This is a genomic window from Sphingobacterium thalpophilum, from assembly GCF_901482695.1.
Taxonomy (GTDB): domain Bacteria; phylum Bacteroidota; class Bacteroidia; order Sphingobacteriales; family Sphingobacteriaceae; genus Sphingobacterium; species Sphingobacterium thalpophilum.
Genome location: NZ_LR590484.1, coordinates 2,529,797 through 2,551,213, shown reverse-complemented (window position 1 = coordinate 2,551,213; position 21,417 = coordinate 2,529,797). Strand labels below are relative to the sequence as shown.

The 21,417-nt window shown below is 42.6% G+C and carries 16 protein-coding genes and 5 tRNA genes; 9 read left to right on the top strand and 12 right to left on the bottom strand.

All coding sequences use genetic code 11. From position 1 onward, the window contains the following. Window positions 1-300: 300 nt before the first annotated feature. The 7 genes from FGL37_RS10570 (at window position 301) to mnhG (ending at window position 6,065) form a co-directional block, all read left to right on the top strand. On the top strand, window positions 301-2,610 hold the full coding sequence (locus FGL37_RS10570; RefSeq protein ID WP_028072048.1) for a putative monovalent cation/H+ antiporter subunit A: 2,310 nt from the start codon (window positions 301-303) through the stop codon (window positions 2,608-2,610). 81 nt (window positions 2,611-2,691) lie between these two features. Continuing rightward, window positions 2,692-3,111: a Na+/H+ antiporter subunit B gene (locus FGL37_RS10565; RefSeq protein ID WP_028072047.1), complete on the top strand. Its 420-nt coding sequence runs from the start codon at window positions 2,692-2,694 to the stop codon at window positions 3,109-3,111. Continuing rightward, window positions 3,111-3,467 (top strand): Na+/H+ antiporter subunit C, encoded by a 357-nt coding sequence (locus FGL37_RS10560; RefSeq protein WP_028072046.1) that lies wholly within the window; start codon window positions 3,111-3,113, stop codon window positions 3,465-3,467. Before FGL37_RS10565 ends, FGL37_RS10560 begins: the two co-directional genes overlap by 1 nt. Beyond that, window positions 3,464-4,972, top strand: coding sequence for a proton-conducting transporter transmembrane domain-containing protein (locus FGL37_RS10555; RefSeq protein WP_028072045.1), 1,509 nt, complete (start codon window positions 3,464-3,466; stop codon window positions 4,970-4,972). Before FGL37_RS10560 ends, FGL37_RS10555 begins: the two co-directional genes overlap by 4 nt. Window position 4,973: 1 nt before the next feature. Further along, window positions 4,974-5,450 carry a Na+/H+ antiporter subunit E gene (locus tag FGL37_RS10550; protein WP_028072044.1) on the top strand — a complete coding sequence of 159 codons (477 nt, stop codon included), beginning with the start codon at window positions 4,974-4,976 and terminating at the stop codon, window positions 5,448-5,450. Beyond that, window positions 5,447-5,722: a monovalent cation/H+ antiporter complex subunit F gene (locus tag FGL37_RS10545; protein ID WP_028072043.1), complete on the top strand. Its 276-nt coding sequence runs from the start codon at window positions 5,447-5,449 to the stop codon at window positions 5,720-5,722. The genes FGL37_RS10550 and FGL37_RS10545 overlap by 4 nt, the downstream gene beginning before the upstream one ends. After that, window positions 5,715-6,065 (top strand): monovalent cation/H(+) antiporter subunit G, encoded by a 351-nt coding sequence (gene mnhG, locus FGL37_RS10540; protein WP_028072042.1) that lies wholly within the window; start codon window positions 5,715-5,717, stop codon window positions 6,063-6,065. The genes FGL37_RS10545 and mnhG overlap by 8 nt, the downstream gene beginning before the upstream one ends. A 108-nt stretch (window positions 6,066-6,173) precedes the next feature. Here mnhG and FGL37_RS10535 read toward each other — a convergent pair whose 3' ends face one another. After that, complete coding sequence (locus FGL37_RS10535) at window positions 6,174-7,265, bottom strand: lactonase family protein (RefSeq protein ID WP_028072041.1); 1,092 nt, start codon at window positions 7,263-7,265, stop codon at window positions 6,174-6,176. A 326-nt stretch (window positions 7,266-7,591) separates the two neighbouring features. Between FGL37_RS10535 and FGL37_RS10530 the strand changes: the two genes are divergently transcribed. Next, on the top strand, window positions 7,592-8,941 hold the full coding sequence (locus FGL37_RS10530; RefSeq protein ID WP_028072040.1) for a peptidylprolyl isomerase: 1,350 nt from the start codon (window positions 7,592-7,594) through the stop codon (window positions 8,939-8,941). Between the two features lie 50 nt (window positions 8,942-8,991). On the opposite strand, the gene FGL37_RS10525 is transcribed toward FGL37_RS10530, so the two are convergent. The 10 genes from FGL37_RS10525 to FGL37_RS10480 all read right to left on the bottom strand — a co-directional run bounded on the left by FGL37_RS10525 (window position 8,992) and on the right by FGL37_RS10480 (window position 18,566). Further along, on the bottom strand, window positions 8,992-9,876 hold the full coding sequence (locus FGL37_RS10525) for a DUF4440 domain-containing protein (protein WP_028072039.1): 885 nt from the start codon (window positions 9,874-9,876) through the stop codon (window positions 8,992-8,994). Window positions 9,877-10,044: 168 nt separating this feature from the next. After that, entirely contained in the window at window positions 10,045-11,511 is a 1,467-nt protein-coding gene (cysS, locus tag FGL37_RS10520) for a cysteine--tRNA ligase (protein WP_028072038.1), read from the bottom strand. Between the two features lie 23 nt (window positions 11,512-11,534). Continuing rightward, window positions 11,535-12,836 (bottom strand): ribosome biogenesis GTPase Der, encoded by a 1,302-nt coding sequence (gene der / locus FGL37_RS10515; RefSeq protein WP_028072037.1) that lies wholly within the window; start codon window positions 12,834-12,836, stop codon window positions 11,535-11,537. A 166-nt stretch (window positions 12,837-13,002) separates the two neighbouring features. Next, complete coding sequence (locus FGL37_RS10510) at window positions 13,003-14,637, bottom strand: RagB/SusD family nutrient uptake outer membrane protein (RefSeq protein ID WP_028072036.1); 1,635 nt, start codon at window positions 14,635-14,637, stop codon at window positions 13,003-13,005. 10 nt (window positions 14,638-14,647) lie between these two features. Then, a complete protein-coding gene (locus FGL37_RS10505) occupies window positions 14,648-17,638 on the bottom strand; it encodes a SusC/RagA family TonB-linked outer membrane protein (protein ID WP_197734464.1) in 2,991 nt (996 codons plus the stop codon). Window positions 17,639-17,981: 343 nt separating this feature from the next. Next, window positions 17,982-18,054 (bottom strand) — tRNA-Met (locus tag FGL37_RS10500). 55 nt (window positions 18,055-18,109) lie between these two features. After that, a tRNA-Met gene (locus FGL37_RS10495) sits at window positions 18,110-18,182 on the bottom strand. A 54-nt stretch (window positions 18,183-18,236) separates the two neighbouring features. Further along, window positions 18,237-18,309: transfer RNA gene (locus FGL37_RS10490), tRNA-Met, on the bottom strand. Window positions 18,310-18,365: 56 nt separating this feature from the next. Beyond that, window positions 18,366-18,438, bottom strand: a tRNA-Met gene (locus FGL37_RS10485). A gap of 55 nt (window positions 18,439-18,493) precedes the next feature. Further along, window positions 18,494-18,566: transfer RNA gene (locus FGL37_RS10480), tRNA-Met, on the bottom strand. Window positions 18,567-18,681: 115 nt separating this feature from the next. Here FGL37_RS10480 and era point away from each other — a divergent pair. Further along, window positions 18,682-19,560 (top strand): GTPase Era, encoded by an 879-nt coding sequence (gene era, locus FGL37_RS10475; RefSeq protein WP_028072034.1) that lies wholly within the window; start codon window positions 18,682-18,684, stop codon window positions 19,558-19,560. Between the two features lie 40 nt (window positions 19,561-19,600). On the opposite strand, the gene uvrC is transcribed toward era, so the two are convergent. Beyond that, window positions 19,601-21,397 carry an excinuclease ABC subunit UvrC gene (gene uvrC / locus FGL37_RS10470; protein WP_028072033.1) on the bottom strand — a complete coding sequence of 599 codons (1,797 nt, stop codon included), beginning with the start codon at window positions 21,395-21,397 and terminating at the stop codon, window positions 19,601-19,603. Window positions 21,398-21,417 lie beyond the last annotated feature (20 nt).

Genomic DNA, 21,417 nt, shown 5'->3' with positions numbered 1-21,417 from the left:
ACACATTTATTACATAACTTGCTACTAAATCAGTTACCTGTCTATCCAAGCGAATAATTTGAATCTTAACTACCAGATTTCTAGAGTGTAATCTACCTCCAACCAGTAGGTAGAAATAAGCTAATGACGATTTGTTTTGCAGAAAACACTATCAAAAACTTCACTTTTTTCCGATTTTTTTGCTATATTGTAAACTTTCCGAAAATCTCCGCACCTCTATAATACTCAAGGTTGAGAGCAATGCCGGAGACATTATGGAAAGGTAACAACATCATCTTAATAAAATTAAACAAAGACTGAATGCTATTTACTGTTTTATCAGGGTTAATAACATCGAGCCTTATTGTTCCATTTGGTCGGTTCCTCAAAACCAGATGGGGTTTTATTCTCGCATTTTTACCGGTACTTTTATTTTTATACTATCTGAAATTTATTGTACCGATCGGACAGGGATCCCATTTTGTGCAATCCACCCCTTGGGTACCTTCCCTGGGCATCAATCTGGACTTTAAGTTAGATGGTCTTTCCCTGCTCTTTACCCTGCTGATCACTGGCATTGGTGCCTGCATATTTTTTTATGCAAATGCTTATCTCAAGGGCCATCCCTATATCGACCGTTTTTTTGGTTATCTCTGCCTGTTTATGTCGGCGATGCTGGGTCTGGTACTTTCGGACAATATGCTTCTGCTGTTCATCTTCTGGGAGCTGACATCCATCAGTTCTTTCTTTTTGATCGGATTTAACAACGATATTAATGATTCAAGAAAAAGTGCACTGACTGCCCTTTCGATTACCGGACTTGGTGGCTTTTTCCTGCTTGCCGGATTTATACTGACCGGCAGTATCGCGGGCACATACAGTATCATCGAGCTGGCCGATAGGGCTGCATTGATCCAGCAGCATCCACTTTTCCCGTTGGTGTTTGGATTGATTGTGCTCGGTGCGATCACGAAATCCGCCCAGTTCCCTTTCCATTTTTGGTTACCCGGTGCGATGAAAGCCCCTACGCCGGTCTCTGCTTACCTGCATTCGGCAACGATGGTCAAGGCAGGGATCTACCTGCTGGCCCGCTTCTCCCCCGTCTTGGGCGGAAATCCGATATGGTCCTATTCACTAATGGCAATAGGTGGCGTGACCATGCTCTACGCCGCATTTCACTCGCTTTTCCGCACAGATCTCAAAGGTGTATTGGCTTATTCGACCATTTCTGCATTGGGCGTCCTTGTCTTCCTCCTTGGACTTGGCACCAAAGAAGCCGTCATCGCTGCCAGTGTATTTATTCTCGTACACGCGTTATATAAGGCTTCTTTGTTTCTGATCACCGGCATTATTGACCATGAAACAGGCACAAGAGACCTGACTGTCCTTAGGGGGCTAAACAAAGTATTACTGCCGGTCGCCGTCGCAGGCTTTCTCGCCGCTCTATCCAGCGCCGGCGTACCACTCAGTATCGGCTTCATCGGAAAAGACCTGATCTATGAGGCTACATTACATGCTCATCCGGGCCTGTTCCTTTACTTGACAGGCGCGGCTGTGCTAACAAACATTTTCCTTGTAGCCGCCGGATTTATGGCAGGCATCAAGCCTTTTATGGGCAAGCTCCCTGAACAGTTTAACGGTATCCACCTTCCGTATAAGTCAATGTGGATTCCGCCGCTGATTCTGGCGATCCTAGGTATCGTATTTGGCTGCATCCCCGGTATCCTTGGAGACTGGTTATCGGGCCCCACCGCGACCAGCATCCTCGGCGGTCCCGAGGGCTTCCAGCTCAAAATCTGGCACGGGTTCAATCTTGTGCTATTGCTGAGCGCGATTACCATTATCGCGGGTACAATTCTGTTTGTTTCAAATAAACCCAGTGCGGGCAAACTGGCCTGGATAGGAAGATTTAATGCCTTCGCTCCGGAAAATATCATGCGCGTGATTTCCCGTGAACTTGTACTTTTCTCTGCCTTCTTCACCAGTAAAATGCATAATGGCTATCTGCGTTCTTATTTACTGAAAATTATCTTGTTTGCCGAACTGCTGATCGGCTATCAGCTCTACTTGGGCGGGCCGCTGCATATCAAATGGGAAACCTTGTCTCCCGTCAGCTTTTACGAGGTCACCACCGTATGTATCTTGGTCGGAGCTATCATTTTGACCATCCGCACTTCCTCCCGCCTGACGGCAGTCGTCGCTACAAGTGTCGTAGGGTACGCAATCTGCCTGATCTTCGTGTTCTATAGCGCTCCGGATCTGGCGATGACCCAGTTTACCATCGATACACTGACCGTCGTACTGTTTGTACTTGTCCTGTTTAAACTGCCATCGTTTTTGAACCTGGCCAACCGTCGGACCATCATCAGGGATGCGATCGTCGCCATCATTTTTGGCGTCATGCTATCCATGGTCGCCCTGCGTGTACTACATGAACCGACAAGCACGGACATCAGTGACTTCTATGGGAACTACGCTTATGTATTGGCGAAAGGAAAAAATGTCGTCAACGTCCTGCTCGTCGACTTTAGAGGCTTCGATACCATGTTTGAAATTGTGGTACTGAGTATTGCTGCTTTAGGAGTCTATGGTTTATTGAAATTACGTTTAAAATCGTCTGATAAAGAATAATATTTTATGGCAAGTTAGGGAAGTGTTGATGACCTCATCAGAATCTCAATACTCACTACGAATATTTAAATACTAGAATAAATGAATAGTACCATATTACAGACCGCAACGCGTTATCTTCTACCGATACTTTTGCTTTTTTCGGTATTTCTTTTATTGCGCGGTCACTACTATCCCGGAGGCGGTTTTGTTGGTGGCCTGGTCGCCTCCATCGCCTTTGTCCTACATAGTTTTGCATTCGGACCGCAAAACACGATGAAGCTGATTCAGTACAAGCCCCTATCCCTTATTCCCATCGGTCTCGGGATCGCTGCAGCAAGTATGTTTCTGCCGGCTTTCTTTGGTTACCCAGTCATGACCGGACTTTGGCTGGAAGAAAAGATTCCTGTCATCGGAATGATCGGAACCGCCCTATTCTTTGACTTGGGTGTCTATTTTGTCGTGATCGGGGTTGTACTCACCATTTTGTTTACCATCGCACTAAATACGGAGGAAGAATAATGGAACTGGTTCTTGTATTGTTGATCGGGATTCTATATGCAGCAGGAATCTATCTTATCTTGCGACGGAGCATGGTCAAACTGCTATTGGGAATTATGCTATTGGGCAATGGCACCAATATCCTCATCTTTCTACTTGGAAACATCATTAAGGGCAAGCCTCCCATTATCGGCCCCGACTTAAAGGTATTTACGGATATATATGCAGATCCCATCCCGCAAGCATTGATATTGACGGCAATTGTGATCAGCTTTGGGCTGACATCTTTTGCCATTGTACTGCTCAAACGTGTCTATGCACTACTGGGCACAGATGATTTGGATGATTTAAACACGCCTGAGGAAGAAGATATATGATAGACAACCAGCTTATTGCCACGGTCATCGTGCACCTATTTATTGCCATTGTCCAGTTGATGTTCTGGCGAAAATCCACCGCACAACGCTATTTGAGTGTGGGTGGAAGTATACTGGCACTGATACTTGCATTTAAGTTATTTTTCAAAGTGGAGGACAGCGGCATTTTAACCATGAATGCAGCCAACTGGAAAGCGCCTTTCGGAATTGTCTTTGTAGCAGACCTGTTCAGCAGTACACTGGTGGTGCTCACCTCCATCGCCGGACTGGCGGTATCGATATTTTCCTGCGTAGGGGTCGGACGTCAACGGATCCTCTATGGCTACTTTCCCATTTTCCACTTTTTGATGATGGGGCTCAACGGAGCCTTCCTGACCGGTGATATTTTCAATCTCTATGTCTGGTTTGAGGTTATTATCATCTCTTCATTCGTGCTGATGACACTTGGGGGCCGCAAATCCCAGCTGGAAGGGGCTGTCAAATATATGGCCATGAATATTCTTGCCTCCACATTCTTCCTGACGGGAATCGGGATTCTCTATGGCATTTCCGGTTCACTAAACATGGCCGACCTGGCGCTGCGGATTCCCAAAATACAGAACCAGGCGCTCGTCGAGATCTCCGCAACGTTTTTCCTGATCGGATTTGGTATCAAATCAGCAGTTTTTCCGCTCTATTTTTGGCTGCCCTCTTCTTATCACACACCACCATCTGCCGTTGCTGCGACATTTGGCGGATTATTAACCAAAGTGGGTATCTATGCCCTGTTTCGCGTTTTCTCCCTGCTCTTTATTCCCAATGAATTTACAAAAGAATTATTGGTCATCCTGGCCATACTGACGATATTGACTGGTGCCTTTGGCGCCGTGATCAAAACAAATATCCGTAGATTATTTTCCTACCTGATCGTTTGCCATATTGGTTTTATGATCGGCGGCCTCGGGATATATAGCAAATGGGCACTGCTGGGCGCGGTGTTTTACCTGATCCATGATATTATGGTAAAGACCAATCTGTTTTTAATCGCAGGCGTTATCCGGCAGCTTAGGGGTACGATGGATATGAACAGGCTGGGTGGTCTCTATGCTCAATATCCGAAGATCTCCTTGCTGTTTGCTGTAGTGCTGTTCTCGCTGGTCGGCATTCCACCATTATCAGGCTTCTGGCCCAAGATCTATCTTTTCAGAGATGCCTTTCAGCTGGAGAAATATGCCTTTGCCGCGGCACTGATTATCGGTAGCTTCATTACTTTATTGGTCATCGCCAAAATGTGGGCACAGGTATTCTGGAAAGACGTACCGGAACCGGCAGTGATTGAGGACAAATTTGCAAACATGGTCGGCTACAAAAGAACCATGCTGTTGCTGCCTGTCATGCTGCTGGCAGCAGCATCTCTCTATATCGGCTTCAACGCGGAAGCCATCATTCGCGTCGCGGATCAGATCGCTGTACAATTATTGGATACTTCACCTTATATAAACGCTGTATTAGGAGGGCAGAATTAATATGATCAAACAGTTTTTAATGAATCTGATGCTGTCCTTTATCTGGGTAGCACTTACAGGATCCCTATATTACACCAATTTTCTGTTCGGCTTCCTACTTGGTTTCGCCATCCTCTGGGTCATGAACAGAAACGAAGCTGACCAGCGCTATTTCTTTCGGGTTCCAAAGACCGTCAGCTTTATACTCTTTTTCCTGTGGGAAATGATCGTCGCCAATGCTCAGGTTGCTTATGACGTCATAACACCCAAATTTTTTATGAAGCCGGCAATTGTGAAATACCCCATGGATGCGAAGACCGATCTGGAAATCAACCTGCTGTCGACCTTTATTTCACTCACCCCCGGCACATTGATATTGGATGTCAGCGAGGACAAGAGAACGCTTTTTATCCATGTCATGTATATGAAGAGCAAGGAGCAGTTTGTTTCCACGCTCAAAAACAATGTTGAACGAAGACTTTTAGAAATCTTACGATGAGTTTAAACAGTTATTTCGATTATGTAATTCTTCCGATATTAACATTGTCGGTTATTCTGGCTTTTATCCGGTTATACAAAGGTCCGCAGATCTTTGACCGTGTCATCGCACTGGACCTCATCATCACGATTGGAATTGGTATTATCACGGTTTATAGTATCCGCAGTGCGCAGGAAGTATTTTTGGATATCGCCATGATCCTGGCACTGATCGCATTTCTCGGCACGATAGCCTTTTCATTTTACTTAGAAAAACAAAACAACGATGATTGATATTACATTAGCTATTGTAAGCACCATAGGAGCCCTTGCCATTCTATTTGCATCAATCGGCATATTGCGGATGCCGGATTTTTACTTACGTCTTTCGGTTACGGTAAAGGCGGCAACCCTCGGCGTGGGGTTATTACTGATCTGCGCGGCCATGACGTTCCCTGATGTGTCGGTGACCACCAAAGCCATAGCAATTGGCTTTTTCCTTATCCTCACCGCTCCTGTAGCGGCGCATATGATCGGCCGTGCCGCTTATATACAGCGGGTAAAAACCTGGAAAGGAACCACGCTCAACGACCTTGAAAAGGAAGGCAAACTAGACTGCAGGAAAGAAGACTTCTAATTGCTCCTGCTAGCTTCCACCGGAGGTAAACTGACCTTAAAAACCATATCAGGGCACCAAACTGAAATCGATGCCCTGATATGGTTTTATGAGCCGAGCCTGAGTGGACTAAAATAGTATACATACAGGCGCCGGAACACTGATTTCCTTACCAGTATCGGTCAGCAGCCCTGTTTTTGCGTCACGGCTGAATAACACAATATTGTTGGTGTTTTGATTGGCCACCAGAACAAAATTTCCATCTGGCGAAAAGTTAAAATTGCGTGGTCCCCTGCCTTTGACGGATGTATTGGCGAGCTTCTTTAATTCACCATCTTTTCCTATTGCAAATGTGGCAATGGTATTGGCATCCCCCCTATTTGTCGCGTACAGGAACTTGCCATCAGGAGAGGTTTTGATGTCTGCCCCACCATTTTGTCCATGGAAACCTTCGGGATTTATGTCATAGGTATTCTGGTACATCCAATCATTGCCTTCTTTTTTATAGGATGCAATCTGGCCCGTCATTTCTAATATTGCATAGAGATATTTCTCTTTTTTATCAAAAGCAATATGGCGCGGCCCGCCACCAGCCGGTGTAAAGAAGTCCTCTGACTCTTCAGCGGCACTAAACGTGTTTCCTGATTTGCTGATAGAGAATACAGAGATCTGATCTAAACCGAGATCCTGAAGAAATAGTCTATCGCCCTTTTTCGAAAAAAAGGCAGAATGTACATGCGGCTTTTCCTGGCGCACCGGATCCACACCCTTACCCTCATGCTGGATGAGACGGTTCCTTTTGCTTAACACACCATTGCTCTCCAGATCAAACAAAGCTGCCGAACCACCGGAATAATTAGCCACCGCCAATAAGCTGCCTTTCGGGTGCACCTCGACAAAACAGGGCGATTCACCACCTGAAGGAAGTGAATTTAGCAGGGTCAGCTTTCCATCCTTAAATGAATAGGCTGATACCGTCCCCTCCTCGCCAGGGAGTTCATTGGCCGCGTAAACAAAATTATTATAACGTGCCAAAAACGAGGGGTCTTTGCTTTCCTGCGTGCTCAGCAACGAGGCTTCTCCCGTTTTTGTGTCGAAATTGTAAACATAGATCCCTTTGCTTTCGGTTCTATTGGTATAGGTTCCGACAAACATGGGTATCTGCTGGGCTAATGTAGTCAAGGGAAGTATAGTCATTAAGTAAATAAAAGCTTTTTTCATCTGTTCAAATTATTTATCCATATTACTTGTTTTAACGGCTTCAATAAACCGTTACCTGCGCATTGCTTTTTATATCATTTCGTCTGCCCGCAATATCGTCAATAAACTTGTTAAATTAGGTTAAAACCGCCCTTGCTAATAGGCAAATGCGTATTTTAGCGAATCAATATTAACAAGTCATCAATCTCCATCTGAAATACCGAGATTATAAAAATATTGTTAAATAAAAATACGAATAATTCATATAATCTGATAATTTTGTGCTGTTGTTCAAAATTTCACCATATGGAACGACGTAATCGAAAGGTTGATTTTAAATAATTTAGATGAAAAAAAACATATATATATTGTTTTTGTTGCTGTTTGTTTCCATTCAGGCCAACTTTGCGCAAAGGGGACAAGTTATTGACCGGGTAGTTGCAACTGTGGGCTCAGGAATTATCCTTCAGTCGGATGTAGACATGCAGTATGCACAATGGCTAGCGCAGGGAAATAAGCCCAACGAAACATTTAAATGTGGGGTACTCGAGCAGCTAATCATTCAGAAGCTACTTTCACAACAGGCTGTAATTGACTCCATCGATGTGACCGAAACAGAGGTCGATGATAACCTGAATGCCCGTCTGCGGCATATGTCGCAACAGGCAGGCGGCCAGGAACGTCTTGAGAAGTTTCTCAACCGGTCGCTATTACAATATAAAGAAGAAATGCGGGCAAGTGTCTTCGAACAGCTGAAAGCAAATAAAATGCAGCAAAATATCGTATCCAAGGTGGATGTCACGCCATTGGAGGTAAAGCGCTATTTCGAAGGATTGAACCCAGACAGTTTACCTTATTTTAACACCGAGGTAGAAATTGGTGAAATCGTCCTGATGCCTAAATTGACTGACGAAGAGAAAAAAGAACAACGGGAAAAAATAGAAAACATCCGTAAACAAATTGTCGACGGTTCGGATTTTGGGACAATGGCCCGGTTGTACTCACAGGATCCGGGATCTGCTCCATACGGTGGCGACCTGGGCTTTGGTACCCGCGACAATTATGTGAAAGAGTTTTCGGCCATGGCATTTAAATTAAAACCGGGAGAAATATCGCCTGTCGTCGAATCGAAATTTGGCTTTCATATCATCCAGGTATTAGAAAGACGGGGCGAAGAGGTACATAGCCGCCATATCTTAATGAAGATCAATCCGGGCGCTGCAGCATTGGAGCGAACAAAGAATAAATTGGACAGTATCTATAAACTTGTCGTAGATAAGAAATTAGATTTCTATAACGCTGCCACCAATTTCTCAGACGCTGAAGAGAGTAAATTCAACGGCGGTATGGTCCTCAATCCACAAGGATCCAGCCGTACAACCTTAATTCCGATGGACGGGCTCGAAAAGGCTGTCTTTACAGCAATCGATCCGCTGAAACCCGGCGAATATTCGAAACCGGAACAATTCACCGACAAAACAGGGGATGTAGGTTACCGTTTCAATTACCTCAAGACACGTATCCCACCACATAAAGCCAATCTGGATCAGGACTTCACCAAAATCAAGGAAGCAGCCCGGCAAGATAAAATCAACCGGAATCTCAGCAAGTGGTTTGATGATAAGGCGAAAAGCACCTTCATCGAAATCAGCGAGGACTTTGGGAACTGCGACGAACTAAAAAAATGGAAGAAGTAAGATAAGACAAAAAAAAGACTTGAATGGATCATTCAAGTCTTTTTTTTGTCTTATCTCTCAAACATCATTTCTATCAGGATGTTCCAGTTGGCCTTTTTTACGTCGTCTTTTGCCAGCTCGCTTAATTGCCACACCCGTATATAATTATATTTGACCACCTTATCTTTTTGCCGAACAGTTGCCGTTCCTTTGGTGTAGGCGAAGTCCCCACTATACGAACGTTTCACCTCTTCCGGCACTGTTTCGATCGTCATACGCTGTTTCTTTAAGTATGCCATCATTTTATCCTTACCCTCCAACGGACTTGTCCATGGGAAAAGAAACCGAACGTCCTCACTTAAAAACTCCTTATAGGCCGTGGCATTATCGGCCTTGAGCACAGTAGACATCAGCTTATCGGTTTCCATGACAATATCTTCCCGTTGATTAAGCCTTACTTTGGAACGATGTTTTAAATACCAGGAATCTGTTGGTTCGATATATTCAAGATCAAAGTTGCTGTCGTTGCCGTTATTTTCTACTTCAGCACGGATATCGACAAGCCATTTTCCTTTTTTATTCCGCTTCCAGACTGTGAGGTATTCACCGTGACGCAAGCGCGCACCAACTTTCTGAAAATCCATCGACCCTGAGGTGACACCAAACTCCTGGCTCTTGGCGACCAACGCAAATGTGGGTGTCCAGTCTATGACATCCGGAATATTGGGTCTATTATTAAGGTAATTGAATGCGTTTACTGCAGAGGGAACGAAGAATGTAGATTCCTTATCGATAATTGATAAAAACGCCTGATGTGGCGTGGTCGCTTTGGCCATTGCTGCGGCATCTTTATCCGCTTGTATCAAGCTTCCAACTTTTTCGGGTATCTGCGCATACAATGCTGTACCGACCGTACTCATCAATGCAACAACGGATAACCTGTTCCAAAAATTCATATACAAATGATTATTTATAAATGTTCATTCTCATCGACATAAAATGAACGTGTTGTACTCAGTTTGCCGGCGAAGGCTTTACGGAATATCCATTGGCTTCTGGAAACGATGATGTCCCCGACCTAAGGATATTCCAATTAGTTTGCTTTAAATTCGATTTTTTATCTATCAAATCTTATTCCAAAGTGTTCCTTCCTTGCTATCTTTCAACTGAATACCAATTGCATTGAGTTCATCACGGATCCGATCCGATGTGACAAAATCCTTGTTGGCTTTAGCCTCGTTGCGCAATTTGATCACCAGATTCATCACATCATCGATATCATCGGTACCTGAGGCCTGATCATTCCGCAATCCGAGGATATCTTCAACAAACTCTTTCATGAAAATTTTGAGTCTTTCAAGTCCTTCCTCCGATACCTTCGCTTTGCCGTCATAAATGGAATTGATCAAACGCACGACTTCAAATAACTCCGCAATGAGTACCGGACTATTGAAGTCATCGTCCATAGCAGCATAACATTTGTTGCGGATTTCAGCCAGATGGAATGAATCAGCTCCCTTGGACACCTTCAGCTTATCAAGAAGGCTCATCGCTGTCATTAAACGTTTATAGCCTTTGTCCGCTGCATCCAGTGCTTCATTGGAGAAGTCCAATGTGCTACGGTAATGTGCCTGCAGCATAAAGAAGCGCACCGCCATTGGTGAATACCCTCTGTTTAACAAAGGATGGTTACCTGTAAACAATTCACCCGGCAAGAATCCGTTGCCGGCAGACTTGGACATCCGCGCGCCATTGACGGTCAGCATATTGGTATGCATCCAGTATTTTGCGGGACTTGTATGGTTACATGCCTCGGACTGCGCAATTTCGTTGGTATGATGTGTTGCAGCCAGATCCATTCCGCCACCATGAATATCAAACTGGTCGCCGAGGTATTTGCGGCTCATGGCCGAACACTCGATATGCCAGCCCGGAAACCCTACACTCCATGGCGCAGGCCAGCGCATAATAGTTTCGGGCTTAGCTTTGATCCACAGAGCAAAATCCAGGCGTCCTTTTTTCTCATCCTGACCGCTCAATTCGCGGGTATTGTTTAGCATATCTTCCAATTTGCGGTTGGTCAAGATTGTATAATCATACTGCTGAACATACTTCTCAACGTCAAAGTAGACGGTCCCATTGACTTCGTAGGCGTACCCATTAGCGATAATCTGCTGGATCATTTCGATCTGCTCAGAAATATGTCCAGTAGCTGTGGGCTCAATGCTGGGCGGCAAGGTGTTGAAAAGACGCAACACATCATGAAAACCGATGGTATACTTCTGCACGATTTCCATGGGCTCCAGCTGTTCCAATTTGGCCTTTTTTGCAAATTTATCATCTCCTTCGTCACGATCGCCCTCCAAATGTCCTGCATCAGTAATGTTGCGTACATAACGCACCTTATATCCAAGGTGGCGCAGATACCTAAAAATCAAATCAAAAGATACAAACGTACGACAGTTGCCCAGATGCACATCGCTGTAAACAGTAGGTCCGCAGACATACATCCCCACGAGATTGGGATGGATCGGTTCGAATTTTTCTTTTGTTCTTGAAAGCGTATTATATAAGAAGAGATTATGGTCCATTTTTCTTAAAGCTCTTGGGAAATCTATTTTTGTCTGAAATATATTTGAATAGGCACACCTGTAAAGTCAAAGTTTTCGCGTAATTTATTTTCGATAAAGCGTTTGTACGGATCTTTGATATACTGTGGCAGATTACAGAAAAACGCAAACATCGGCGTGCGTCCCGGAAGCTGCGTAACGTATTTAATCTTGATATATTTTCCTTTCAGGGAAGGCGGTGGATAATGCTCAATAATATCCAGCATCACTTCGTTTAGTTTTGACGTCGGGATCTTTTTCGTTTTGTTGGCGTAGACCTTATCCGCAATTTCCAATACTTTTAGTACGCGCTGTTTTTCGGTCACCGAAGTAAAGACAATAGGGACATCCGTAAATGGAGCTATTTTTTCACGGATACGGTCTTCAAAGGCTTTCATCGTCTTATTATCCTTCTGGATCAGATCCCATTTGTTGACTACGATGACGATTCCCTTCCTGTTTTTTTCAGCGAGATTGAAAATATTAACATCCTGTGCCTCCAGTCCATCCTGTGCGTCCAACATCAGGATAGTGACATCAGAATCTTCCAATGCTTTTATTGTGCGCATGACAGAGTAAAACTCGATGTCCTCATTCACTTTGGATTTGCGGCGAAGGCCAGCGGTGTCGATCAGCAGGAAGTTGTGGCCATACTGGTTATAATGAATGCGGATAGAATCGCGGGTGGTACCGGCCACAGGTGTTACAATATTCCGGTCCTTGCCGATGAGTGCGTTGGTCAATGAGGATTTACCCACATTTGGACGACCGACGATGGTGTATTTGGGCAGGCTTTCTTCCTCCTCTTGCTCTTCTTCGAAGTGCGACACTACAGCATCTAATAATTCACCTGTCCCCGAACCTGTGGCAGCTGAGATATTAAATACTTCCCCTAATCCGAACGCGTAGAATTCGGCCGATTCATGGTGCAATTTAGCGTGGTCCACTTTATTGGCCACTACATAGACAGGTTTAGAACTTCTTCTGAGGATATCCGCAATCTCATCATCCAGATCGGTGATACCAGTGGTCACATCCACCATAAATAATACGACAGAAGCCTCTTCGATGGCAATGTACACCTGGTCTCGGATAGCTTCTTCGAAGATATCATCCGAGCCATGTACAAAACCACCGGTGTCGATGACTGTAAATTTTTTTCCGATCCACTCGGCCGTTTCATAATGACGGTCGCGGGTCACACCGCTAAAGTCATCAACAATCGCTTTTCTACTTTCTGTCAGGCGATTAAATAAAGTAGATTTACCTACATTCGGACGCCCGACAATTGCAACAATATTTGCCATATTTAATGTATTTGATCCGTCCGCTCTCACAGCAGACGGCACTTTTATGCTAAATTACAGTTAAGGGTACAAAGATACAGATTCAAAAGGGATTATATAGGATAAAACAAAAAAAGCATTACCTCCTCAGAAGTAATGCCTTTCGTTTATGATTAACCAGCAATAATCACGGATTTTGTTTTAAAACACCATTTGTTAATGTGATTTGTTGCTCCGGAATATAATCAATGACTTCATTTGATTTCGCATCGACCGTTAAAAAAGAATTTGAATTTGAGATGTGTGTACCAGGGTATTTCCTATCCAAAGTATATCCATTTCTAAATACATCGAACTTCCTATGCCCTTCCCAAGCAAGTTCAAGCTTACGTTCAGTTAATACAACATCAAGTACAGATTTTTCACCAAGATTAGCAGTAGTCCATAATCCAGTCGTCGGAATCCCAGCTCTTTTTCGAATGACATTCACATCATCCAAGGATGACTGTATACGCCCTAATTTTGCATTTGCTTCGGCACGTATTAAATATATTTCAGCCAGTCTAGATATTACTGGGGACCAAAGATGGCCTTGACCTTCCTGTCCCGAACATTTAAGAATAAAATATTTCAGATAGCCATTCCGATCTTCTAATTTTTTATCAATCAACACTGTTCTTTTTTTGCCTGCAATTTCGATAAAATATTGAAACGAACCGGCACCATTCGACTCTTTAATTAATTTATTTTTATTGCCATCAGAAGTATATGTATAATCCGAACCTTCTCGTTTAACAATGACGCTACCGTATTTGTAATTATCATTTACATAATAGGCATGTAGTTCATTGTTGTTAGAAACAACCGGCTCAACAAAACTGTAACGAATATCCTCCGGATATTTACGGATCTCTTCTAAATAGGATCTTGACGCATACATTTCCCCCCAACCAGCACCATTGATCGTTGCATACATAGATCCTATTGTATACCATCCATTATCAGAATAGTCAACATCTTTCAAAAACTTGATTGCAAAAATAGTCTCCGGATTATTTTCCGGCGCTGCTTTCGCAATATCCGTATATTTATCTCTTGACAATAGTGTAAACTTACCTGAATTAATTACTTTATCAGCATAACTTATCGCCTTTTCATTTTCACCCATAAACAGATACACACGTGCTAATAAAGCTTGTGCGGAATATAAACTTGCATATATATTCCCTTTATACGACTTAAAAAGTGTCTCTGCCTTTAACAAATCAGATACGATTTGTTGATATACTTCTTTTACTGTATTACGAGGCAATACTTCAAAAGGGTCGTCATTAAGTTTAAGCGGAACAGCTAAATTTACATCTGGATTTTGATTATAAGGACGTCCAAAAACATTGGCTAAATAAAAATACATTAAGCTTCGTAAATATAGATTTTCAGCGATAATCTGATCGTTTGTATCTGAAGTCCCTTCCTCTAATTGACCTAAGATATTATTCGTTCCTGCAATAATTTTGTATGAATTTTCCCAATAACTATTTACACGACCATTATTAACAATACGGTTATAGTTATAATTATAAAAAAAAGCATCAGTAGTAACCCCACTCAACGACACCTCGTCGGAAGGATATTCAGTGACGCGATGCCAATTCTCCACCCAGCTTTTCAACGTATGATAATTCCCAAGGTTTAATGCGTCGACCGCTCCTTCGGTATTTGTTATAGACTCATTGGTCAAATCTGTATAAGGTTCTTTATTGAGCGAACAGGAGCTCAATAAAAAAAATATAATTGATGAATATAAAAGTTTATTTTTCATGTGATTGAATTTAGAATGTGAAATTAACACCTGCTGTAACACGCTTTGGAGATGGATATTGGGAAGTCGAATCTCCAAATAAGGCCGCCTCGGGATCAAGTCCTGTAAATTTAGTTGACAACCATAAATTATCTGCAGCAATAAAAACGTTCACACTTTTCAACTTAAGTTTACTTAATAATTGTGGATTAAAATCATAAGCCAATGTCACGTTTCTTAACCTAAAGAAAGATGCATCCTCCAAATATCTAGATGATGTCTTATTAGAAGCGCTATTATTATTATAGGAAGCTATCGGATGTGTTGCATTAGCATTAGTCGGGGACCATCTTGACCATCCATCTGCTAAAATCATCTGATTATATGACGGATATGCCCCATCTGAATCAAATAATTCACGACCTCCATTGTAGGCATAAGCACCGTTCAAATAAGAGAATGTCGCTGTCAGTGATATCCCTTTATATAGGAAACTTGTGTTTATACCGCCCTGGTATTTAGGGGTTGAAGTACCCACAAATTGTAAAGTTGCTTTATTATAGTCTGAAGTGGTTGAAACTTCACCAGTCTCAGGGTTTACAACCTCCCATAATGGCGCACCATTATTTTGATTAACACCAGCCCAATGACGCATATACCAAGAGTCAATATCACGTCCTTCTGAGTAACGCTTATTTCCAGCTGGCACATCAACACCATCTTTTAGATTTTTGATTCGATTTTTATTTGCAGCCCAATTGGCACCAATATTCCACTGTAATGGACTTTGTGGATCAAGTACCCGAGCATTCACTGCCAGCTCTAAGCCTTTATTATTGATAGAGCCAATGTTATACCAATAGCCATCCCATCCTGCAGTTGCAGGAAATTTAACATAAGACAATAGACCATCCGTATTTTTATTATAAGCATCGACAGTTAAATCTATTCGATTAAACAGGCCTAATTCCAATCCTAAATTGACATCTCTCGATTTTTCCCAGCTTACATTTCTATTATTATATTGGTTAGGAATAGCTGCTGGCGCACCATTATACTGCCCATTCAATCCATAAAGCGAATATGATGCGTAAAGTGAGGTAGGTGTATTGCCGACTTCTCCATATGAGGCTCTCAACCGCAATAAATTGATCTGATCGACATTAAAGAAATTCTCTTTATAAATATTCCAAGCTCCACTTACTGCGAAGAAACCACCATAACGATTATCAGCCCCAAAGCGTGAAGCACCATCCAATCGATATGAACCCTGGAAATTATAACGCTCATCATATTTATAATTTACTTGGACAAGACCAGATTGGAATGCATAATCATTTTTTGTACCTGATTGTGACAAGAAATTGGCCGCATTATCAACTATCGTTGATCCCCCGGATATACCTTTACCTGAAGCCCCAACGCTGGTGTACACATAATCAGAATATTCATACGCAGCAAGCGCTGAAACCTCATGTTTACCAAAATTTTCTTTATATTTTAACATTTGGTTAAAAAATCTCGTAATACGTTTGTCGGCAAATTGAGATACAGAGCCTTTATTCTCTAAACCAGAATTTGATTTAGGATCCGTATATGACATCGTAGTTTGATTGTAATAAGCCAAACTATTCATTGATTCAAATGTAAACCGATCTGAGATTTTCAAAGAAAAATCTAAATTTGATTGTATATCGAATGTTTGTCCTTCTCCATAATTATACTGTAAATCATACAAATAATTATTATTATCCCTACCATACCACAATACATCACCCACTTTAGGATTTATCAATGAGCCATCTGCATTAAAAGGAGTATCCCAAGGCATATTCAGATACATATCATAGAGTGAATGTTGACGATCCTCATAACTAGTATAAGAAGCATTTATCCTTGGCTTAAAGGTTAGATTCTTCGTCAATTTATGTTCAATATTCAATCTCCCGGTAAGTCTATTATAATCGTACCCTTTTACAGATCCTTTTTCATCGTAATAGTTTCCACTTGCATAAATTGATGTTTCTTCCGTCTTCCCCAAATAGTTTGCACTAAAATCATTTATTGCTCCACTTTGAGTGCCATTCGCTAACCAGTCATAATTAGTCTTCAAAACATCTGAAGTTACATTATTCGGTATCGCTTCTTGATTGTTAAATGATTGGTATAAATCCCACATTTGTTGAGAATTCATTACCTTAAATTTCCCAGGATTGAATTTTGCAGCTCCAGAAGATAAGTTAAATGCAAAGAGATGTTCACCAGGTTTTAATGCTCTTTTAGTCGTAACAACAATGACACCACTAGCTCCCCTTGAGCCATACTGTGTCGTTGCTGCAGCATCTTTCAATACCGAAACTGTTTCGATATCATTTGGATTTATATTTGGTGTTCCGTGCATAATTACACCGTCAACAACCCATAGTGGACTAATATTTGAATTGATTGAATTTCGTCCCCTAACTCGAATATTAGCATTTGAACCAGGTCTACCCGAACCAGAAACAACGTCAACCCCGGCAATTTTACTTTGTAATAAAGTGGAAACATTAGGTGATTTTACATCCTTTAATGTTTTTTGATCGATAGAAACAACAGAAGCTGAAACTTCTGTTTTCTTTTGACGCGAATATCCTGTTACAACGACTTCATCAAGCGCCTCATCATCAAGAACAAGATTAATATTGATAACTGGACTTGTCACAGTCACTTCTTGGCCTTTATATCCAATACTGTTGACGACCAGTACATCTCCGTTTTTGGCTTCAATGCTAAAGCTCCCATCCGTCCCCGCGGATGTAGAGCGTGAAGTACCACGCACACTAATAGTCGCACCCGCCAGAGGGCCGTCTGCTGACTGCACTTTTCCGGTGACTTTCTGCTGAAAAACATCTTTATTCGACAGAACATTGTGGCTTGCAAATGTAAGACCATTAGCGTTAGCTGCGCCATGTGTACTTGTCATCAATAAAGCTAACGATAACAGACTCAACCTGTGATTGCCGAGAATCTTTGAAATCATAATATTTAATAGTTAGTTTAAACATTGATTAGCATGCTAATCAAAATTTAGGTACATGAATGCTAAAGCTATAAGAAGATACAGGCTTATCAAAATGCACACACAACGAAATCGATTGCGCCAATTACACAAACGATTGCATAAACAGGCATTTGCAACTAAACGCAGTCCGGTTATTGCCGCAGTCATTTTTGCCTATGTATAAATGAAAATGTGATATGCCAAAATCGGATATTTTGAGAAACAATAAATAACAGTAGTTAAGGATTATCTTAAAAGACAGAAAAGCATGAGGGATGCAAAAACAAAAAGCCAAGGTATCCACCTCGGCTTTTTCATTTAGTAGCGGGGACCAGACTCGAACTAGTGACCTTCGGGTTATGAGCCCGACGAGCTACCAACTGCTCCACCCCGCAATGTATTTTAAATGTCTTGAAAAAGAACCGGCCATTGCAACCGGCTCTCTCTTAGTAGCGGGGACCAGACTCGAACTAGTGACCTTCGGGTTATGAGCCCGACGAGCTACCAACTGCTCCACCCCGCAATGTATTTTGGATTTCTTGAAAAGAACCGGCCATTGCAACCGGCTCTCTCTTAGTAGCGGGGACCAGACTCGAACTAGTGACCTTCGGGTTATGAGCCCGACGAGCTACCAACTGCTCCACCCCGCAATGTATTTTGAATGTCTTGAAAAAGAACCGGCCATTGCAACCGGCTCTTTCTGTAGTAGCGGGGACCAGACTCGAACTAGTGACCTTCGGGTTATGAGCCCGACGAGCTACCAACTGCTCCACCCCGCAATGTATTTTGAATGTCTTGAAAAGAACCGGCCATTGCAACCGGCTCTTTCTGTAGTAGCGGGGACCAGACTCGAACTAGTGACCTTCGGGTTATGAGCCCGACGAGCTACCAACTGCTCCACCCCGCAATATATTTTTTGAACAAAATTGCTTTTTCTTTTGAAAAAACAAGATTATGATCCCTTCGAATTGGAGTACAAAGATATATTTTGTTTCTTTGTAATCCTAATAAAATTTAGAAAAATGTCACATAAAGCAGGATTCGTAAGTATCATCGGAAAGCCAAATGCTGGTAAGTCCACCCTAATGAACGCTTTAGTGGGTGAAAAGATGTCCATCATTACCCCAAAAGCACAAACGACAAGACACCGCATTATCGGTATTGTAAACGATGAAGATCATCAGATCGTCTTTTCGGATACTCCGGGTGTCATCAAACCAAACTACTCGCTACAGGAATCCATGATGAATTTTGTTCAAGGATCACTTATTGATGCAGACATTATTTTATTTGTGACGGATATCCATGAAAAATATGACGAGAATGACGTGTTGGAAAAATTACGTAAAACAAACTCGCCCGTCGCTGTTCTCATCAACAAAATCGATAAATCTTCCGAAGAGGAGGTAAAAGCCAAAATTGAATTCTGGCAGGAAAAACTGAATCCCGACACCATCTTTGCCATATCCGCAAAACTGAACCATAACGTATCTGCTGTCATGCAGTACATCAAGGATAAATTGCCTGTGCATGAAGCATACTACGAAAAAGACGAGCTGACTGATAAATCGATGCGCTTCTTTGTCTCCGAAATGATCCGTGAAAAGGTATTCAAACTGTACGACAAAGAAATCCCGTACAGCACGGAAGTAATTGTTACATCGTATAAAGAGGAAGCAAATATCACCCGTATCGCCGCAGAAATTATCGTCGAACGCGATTCCCAAAAGAATATTATTATAGGCAAAGGCGGAGCCATGATCAAAAAGGTCGGCACTTATGCTCGCCAGGACATTGAAGAGTTTATTGGCGGCAAAGTATTCCTGGAATTGTTTGTCAAAGTCATCCCCGACTGGAGAAGTAAGAAGAACTACCTCAAACGTTTCGGCTACGACGACTAATTAGCGCAGAGCTAGGGGTAGCTTTCTTAACTTTGACTTTTTACTTTGAAAAGTATTCACGAAGTGCTTTAATCTGTTTGAGATTAAGCACTTTTTTTAGTTCTTCATCAGAAGCCTCTCTGACTTTTTTTACCGATTTAAATTCCTTCAGCAGCTTCTCTACCGTCGTCTTACCAATACCGGGAATGTTCTCCAATTCGGATACAAAGGTCTTGCGGCTGCGTTGGTTACGGTGAAAGGTGATGCCAAACCGGTGAGCTTCATCGCGAAGATGCTGGATCACTTTTAGGGTCTCTGATTTCTTATCCAGATAGAGCGGGTACTGATCGCCGGGATAGAACAGTTCCTCCAGTCTTTTTGCGATGCCGATCACAGTAACCTGCCGTTCGATACCAAGCAGGCGTAAGCTCTTAAGTGCTGCGCCCAGCTGGCCTTTACCGCCGTCGATGATAATCAACTGCGGCAGAGACTGCCCTTCGTCCAGTAACCTCCTGTAGCGTCTAAATACAGCTTCTTCCATCGTCGCGAAGTCGTTGGGGCCTTCTACTGTTTTTACATTAAAATGCCGATAATCCTTTTTTGACGGCTTGGCATCTTTAAACACCACGATGGCTGACACAGGATAATTTCCCTGTATATTAGAGTTATCAAAACACTCGATATGCTGCGGCAGTACGTTCATGCGGAGATCCTTCTGCATCTGTTTCAAAATACGCTCTGTCCGGATATCAGGATTGAGTTTTTCGTATTGCAGTAAGCGTTCTTTCCGGAAAAAGGCCACATTTTTCTGGGACAATTCCAAAAGTTTCTTTTTCTCTCCCAGTTTGGGAACAGTAAAGCGGATACGCTCATTCTCCTCGATATCCAGTTCAAATGGTACTATGATCTCCCGTGACAGGCTTTTGAAACGCTCCCGTATTTCGGGAATGGCCAGTGACAGCAGTTCCTGTTCCGTTTCATCCAGTCGACGTCTCATTTCCAGGGTCTGCGTCTGAATAATGACTCCGTTCATTACCTTTAGGTAGTTGACAAAGGCATAACCATCGTCGGAGGCAATGCTAAAGACATCCACGTTTGTGATCGAGGAGTTGACCACTGTCGATTTGCTTTGGTAATTGTCCAGTTTATCTAATTTAGCCTTGATTGCCCCTGCCCGTTCAAAGTCCAATGCCGCTGCGGCAGTCGCAATGCTTTCTTTCAGGCGGTTGGTCACGACAGCGATTTTGCCGTTCAGAATATCTTTGATATCCCGCAGATTCTGATCATAGTCCTCTTCAGACTGGTAGCCTTCACAGGGCCCCTTACAGTTACCGATCTGATATTCGAGACAGATCTTAAACTTACCCTTTCGGATATTATCCTGGGTGAGCGCCAGATTGCATGTTCGAAGCGGAAATAGTTCACGGATCAAATCAAGCACAATATGCATCATCCCGACAGAAGGATAAGGCCCGTAATAACGGGAGCCATCTTTCACATACTGCCGGGTCCAAAATACTCTGGGAAAAGGCTCGTTCTTGATGACGATCCACGGATACGTTTTGTCGTCTTTCAGTAGAACGTTATACCTTGGTTTATGTTTCTTGATCAGTGAGTTTTCAAGTAGCCAGGCATCAATTTCTGTATCGACGATAGTAAATGAAATCCGGTTGATCTTTCGCACCAGCACACGGGTCTTACCGTTCAGCTGGCTTTCATTGACAAAATACGATCCGACGCGGTTGCGAAGGTCCTTCGCTTTACCGATATAGATAAGTTCATAGTTCTTGTCAAAATATTGATAGACACCGGGCCGATGCGGTATTTTCTTTAGTTCTTCTCTATAGTCGAATGCCAAAACCTTGAAATTAAATCCCA

What these genes read in the sequence shown, in the direction of transcription:
- FGL37_RS10570 (WP_028072048.1), top strand. Translation starts at nt 301, where the DNA reads ATGCTATTTACTGTTTTATCAGGGTTAATAACATCGAGCCTTATTGTT.
- FGL37_RS10565 (WP_028072047.1), top strand. Translation starts at nt 2,692, where the DNA reads ATGAATAGTACCATATTACAGACCGCAACGCGTTATCTTCTACCGATA.
- FGL37_RS10560 (WP_028072046.1), top strand. Translation starts at nt 3,111, where the DNA reads ATGGAACTGGTTCTTGTATTGTTGATCGGGATTCTATATGCAGCAGGA.
- FGL37_RS10555 (WP_028072045.1), top strand. Translation starts at nt 3,464, where the DNA reads ATGATAGACAACCAGCTTATTGCCACGGTCATCGTGCACCTATTTATT.
- FGL37_RS10550 (WP_028072044.1), top strand. Translation starts at nt 4,974, where the DNA reads ATGATCAAACAGTTTTTAATGAATCTGATGCTGTCCTTTATCTGGGTA.
- FGL37_RS10545 (WP_028072043.1), top strand. Translation starts at nt 5,447, where the DNA reads ATGAGTTTAAACAGTTATTTCGATTATGTAATTCTTCCGATATTAACA.
- mnhG (WP_028072042.1), top strand. Translation starts at nt 5,715, where the DNA reads ATGATTGATATTACATTAGCTATTGTAAGCACCATAGGAGCCCTTGCC.
- FGL37_RS10535 (WP_028072041.1), bottom strand. Translation starts at nt 7,265, where the DNA reads ATGAAAAAAGCTTTTATTTACTTAATGACTATACTTCCCTTGACTACA.
- FGL37_RS10530 (WP_028072040.1), top strand. Translation starts at nt 7,592, where the DNA reads ATGAAAAAAAACATATATATATTGTTTTTGTTGCTGTTTGTTTCCATT.
- FGL37_RS10525 (WP_028072039.1), bottom strand. Translation starts at nt 9,876, where the DNA reads ATGAATTTTTGGAACAGGTTATCCGTTGTTGCATTGATGAGTACGGTC.
- cysS (WP_028072038.1), bottom strand. Translation starts at nt 11,511, where the DNA reads ATGGACCATAATCTCTTCTTATATAATACGCTTTCAAGAACAAAAGAA.
- der (WP_028072037.1), bottom strand. Translation starts at nt 12,836, where the DNA reads ATGGCAAATATTGTTGCAATTGTCGGGCGTCCGAATGTAGGTAAATCT.
- FGL37_RS10510 (WP_028072036.1), bottom strand. Translation starts at nt 14,637, where the DNA reads ATGAAAAATAAACTTTTATATTCATCAATTATATTTTTTTTATTGAGC.
- FGL37_RS10505 (WP_197734464.1), bottom strand. Translation starts at nt 17,638, where the DNA reads ATGATTTCAAAGATTCTCGGCAATCACAGGTTGAGTCTGTTATCGTTA.
- era (WP_028072034.1), top strand. Translation starts at nt 18,682, where the DNA reads ATGTCACATAAAGCAGGATTCGTAAGTATCATCGGAAAGCCAAATGCT.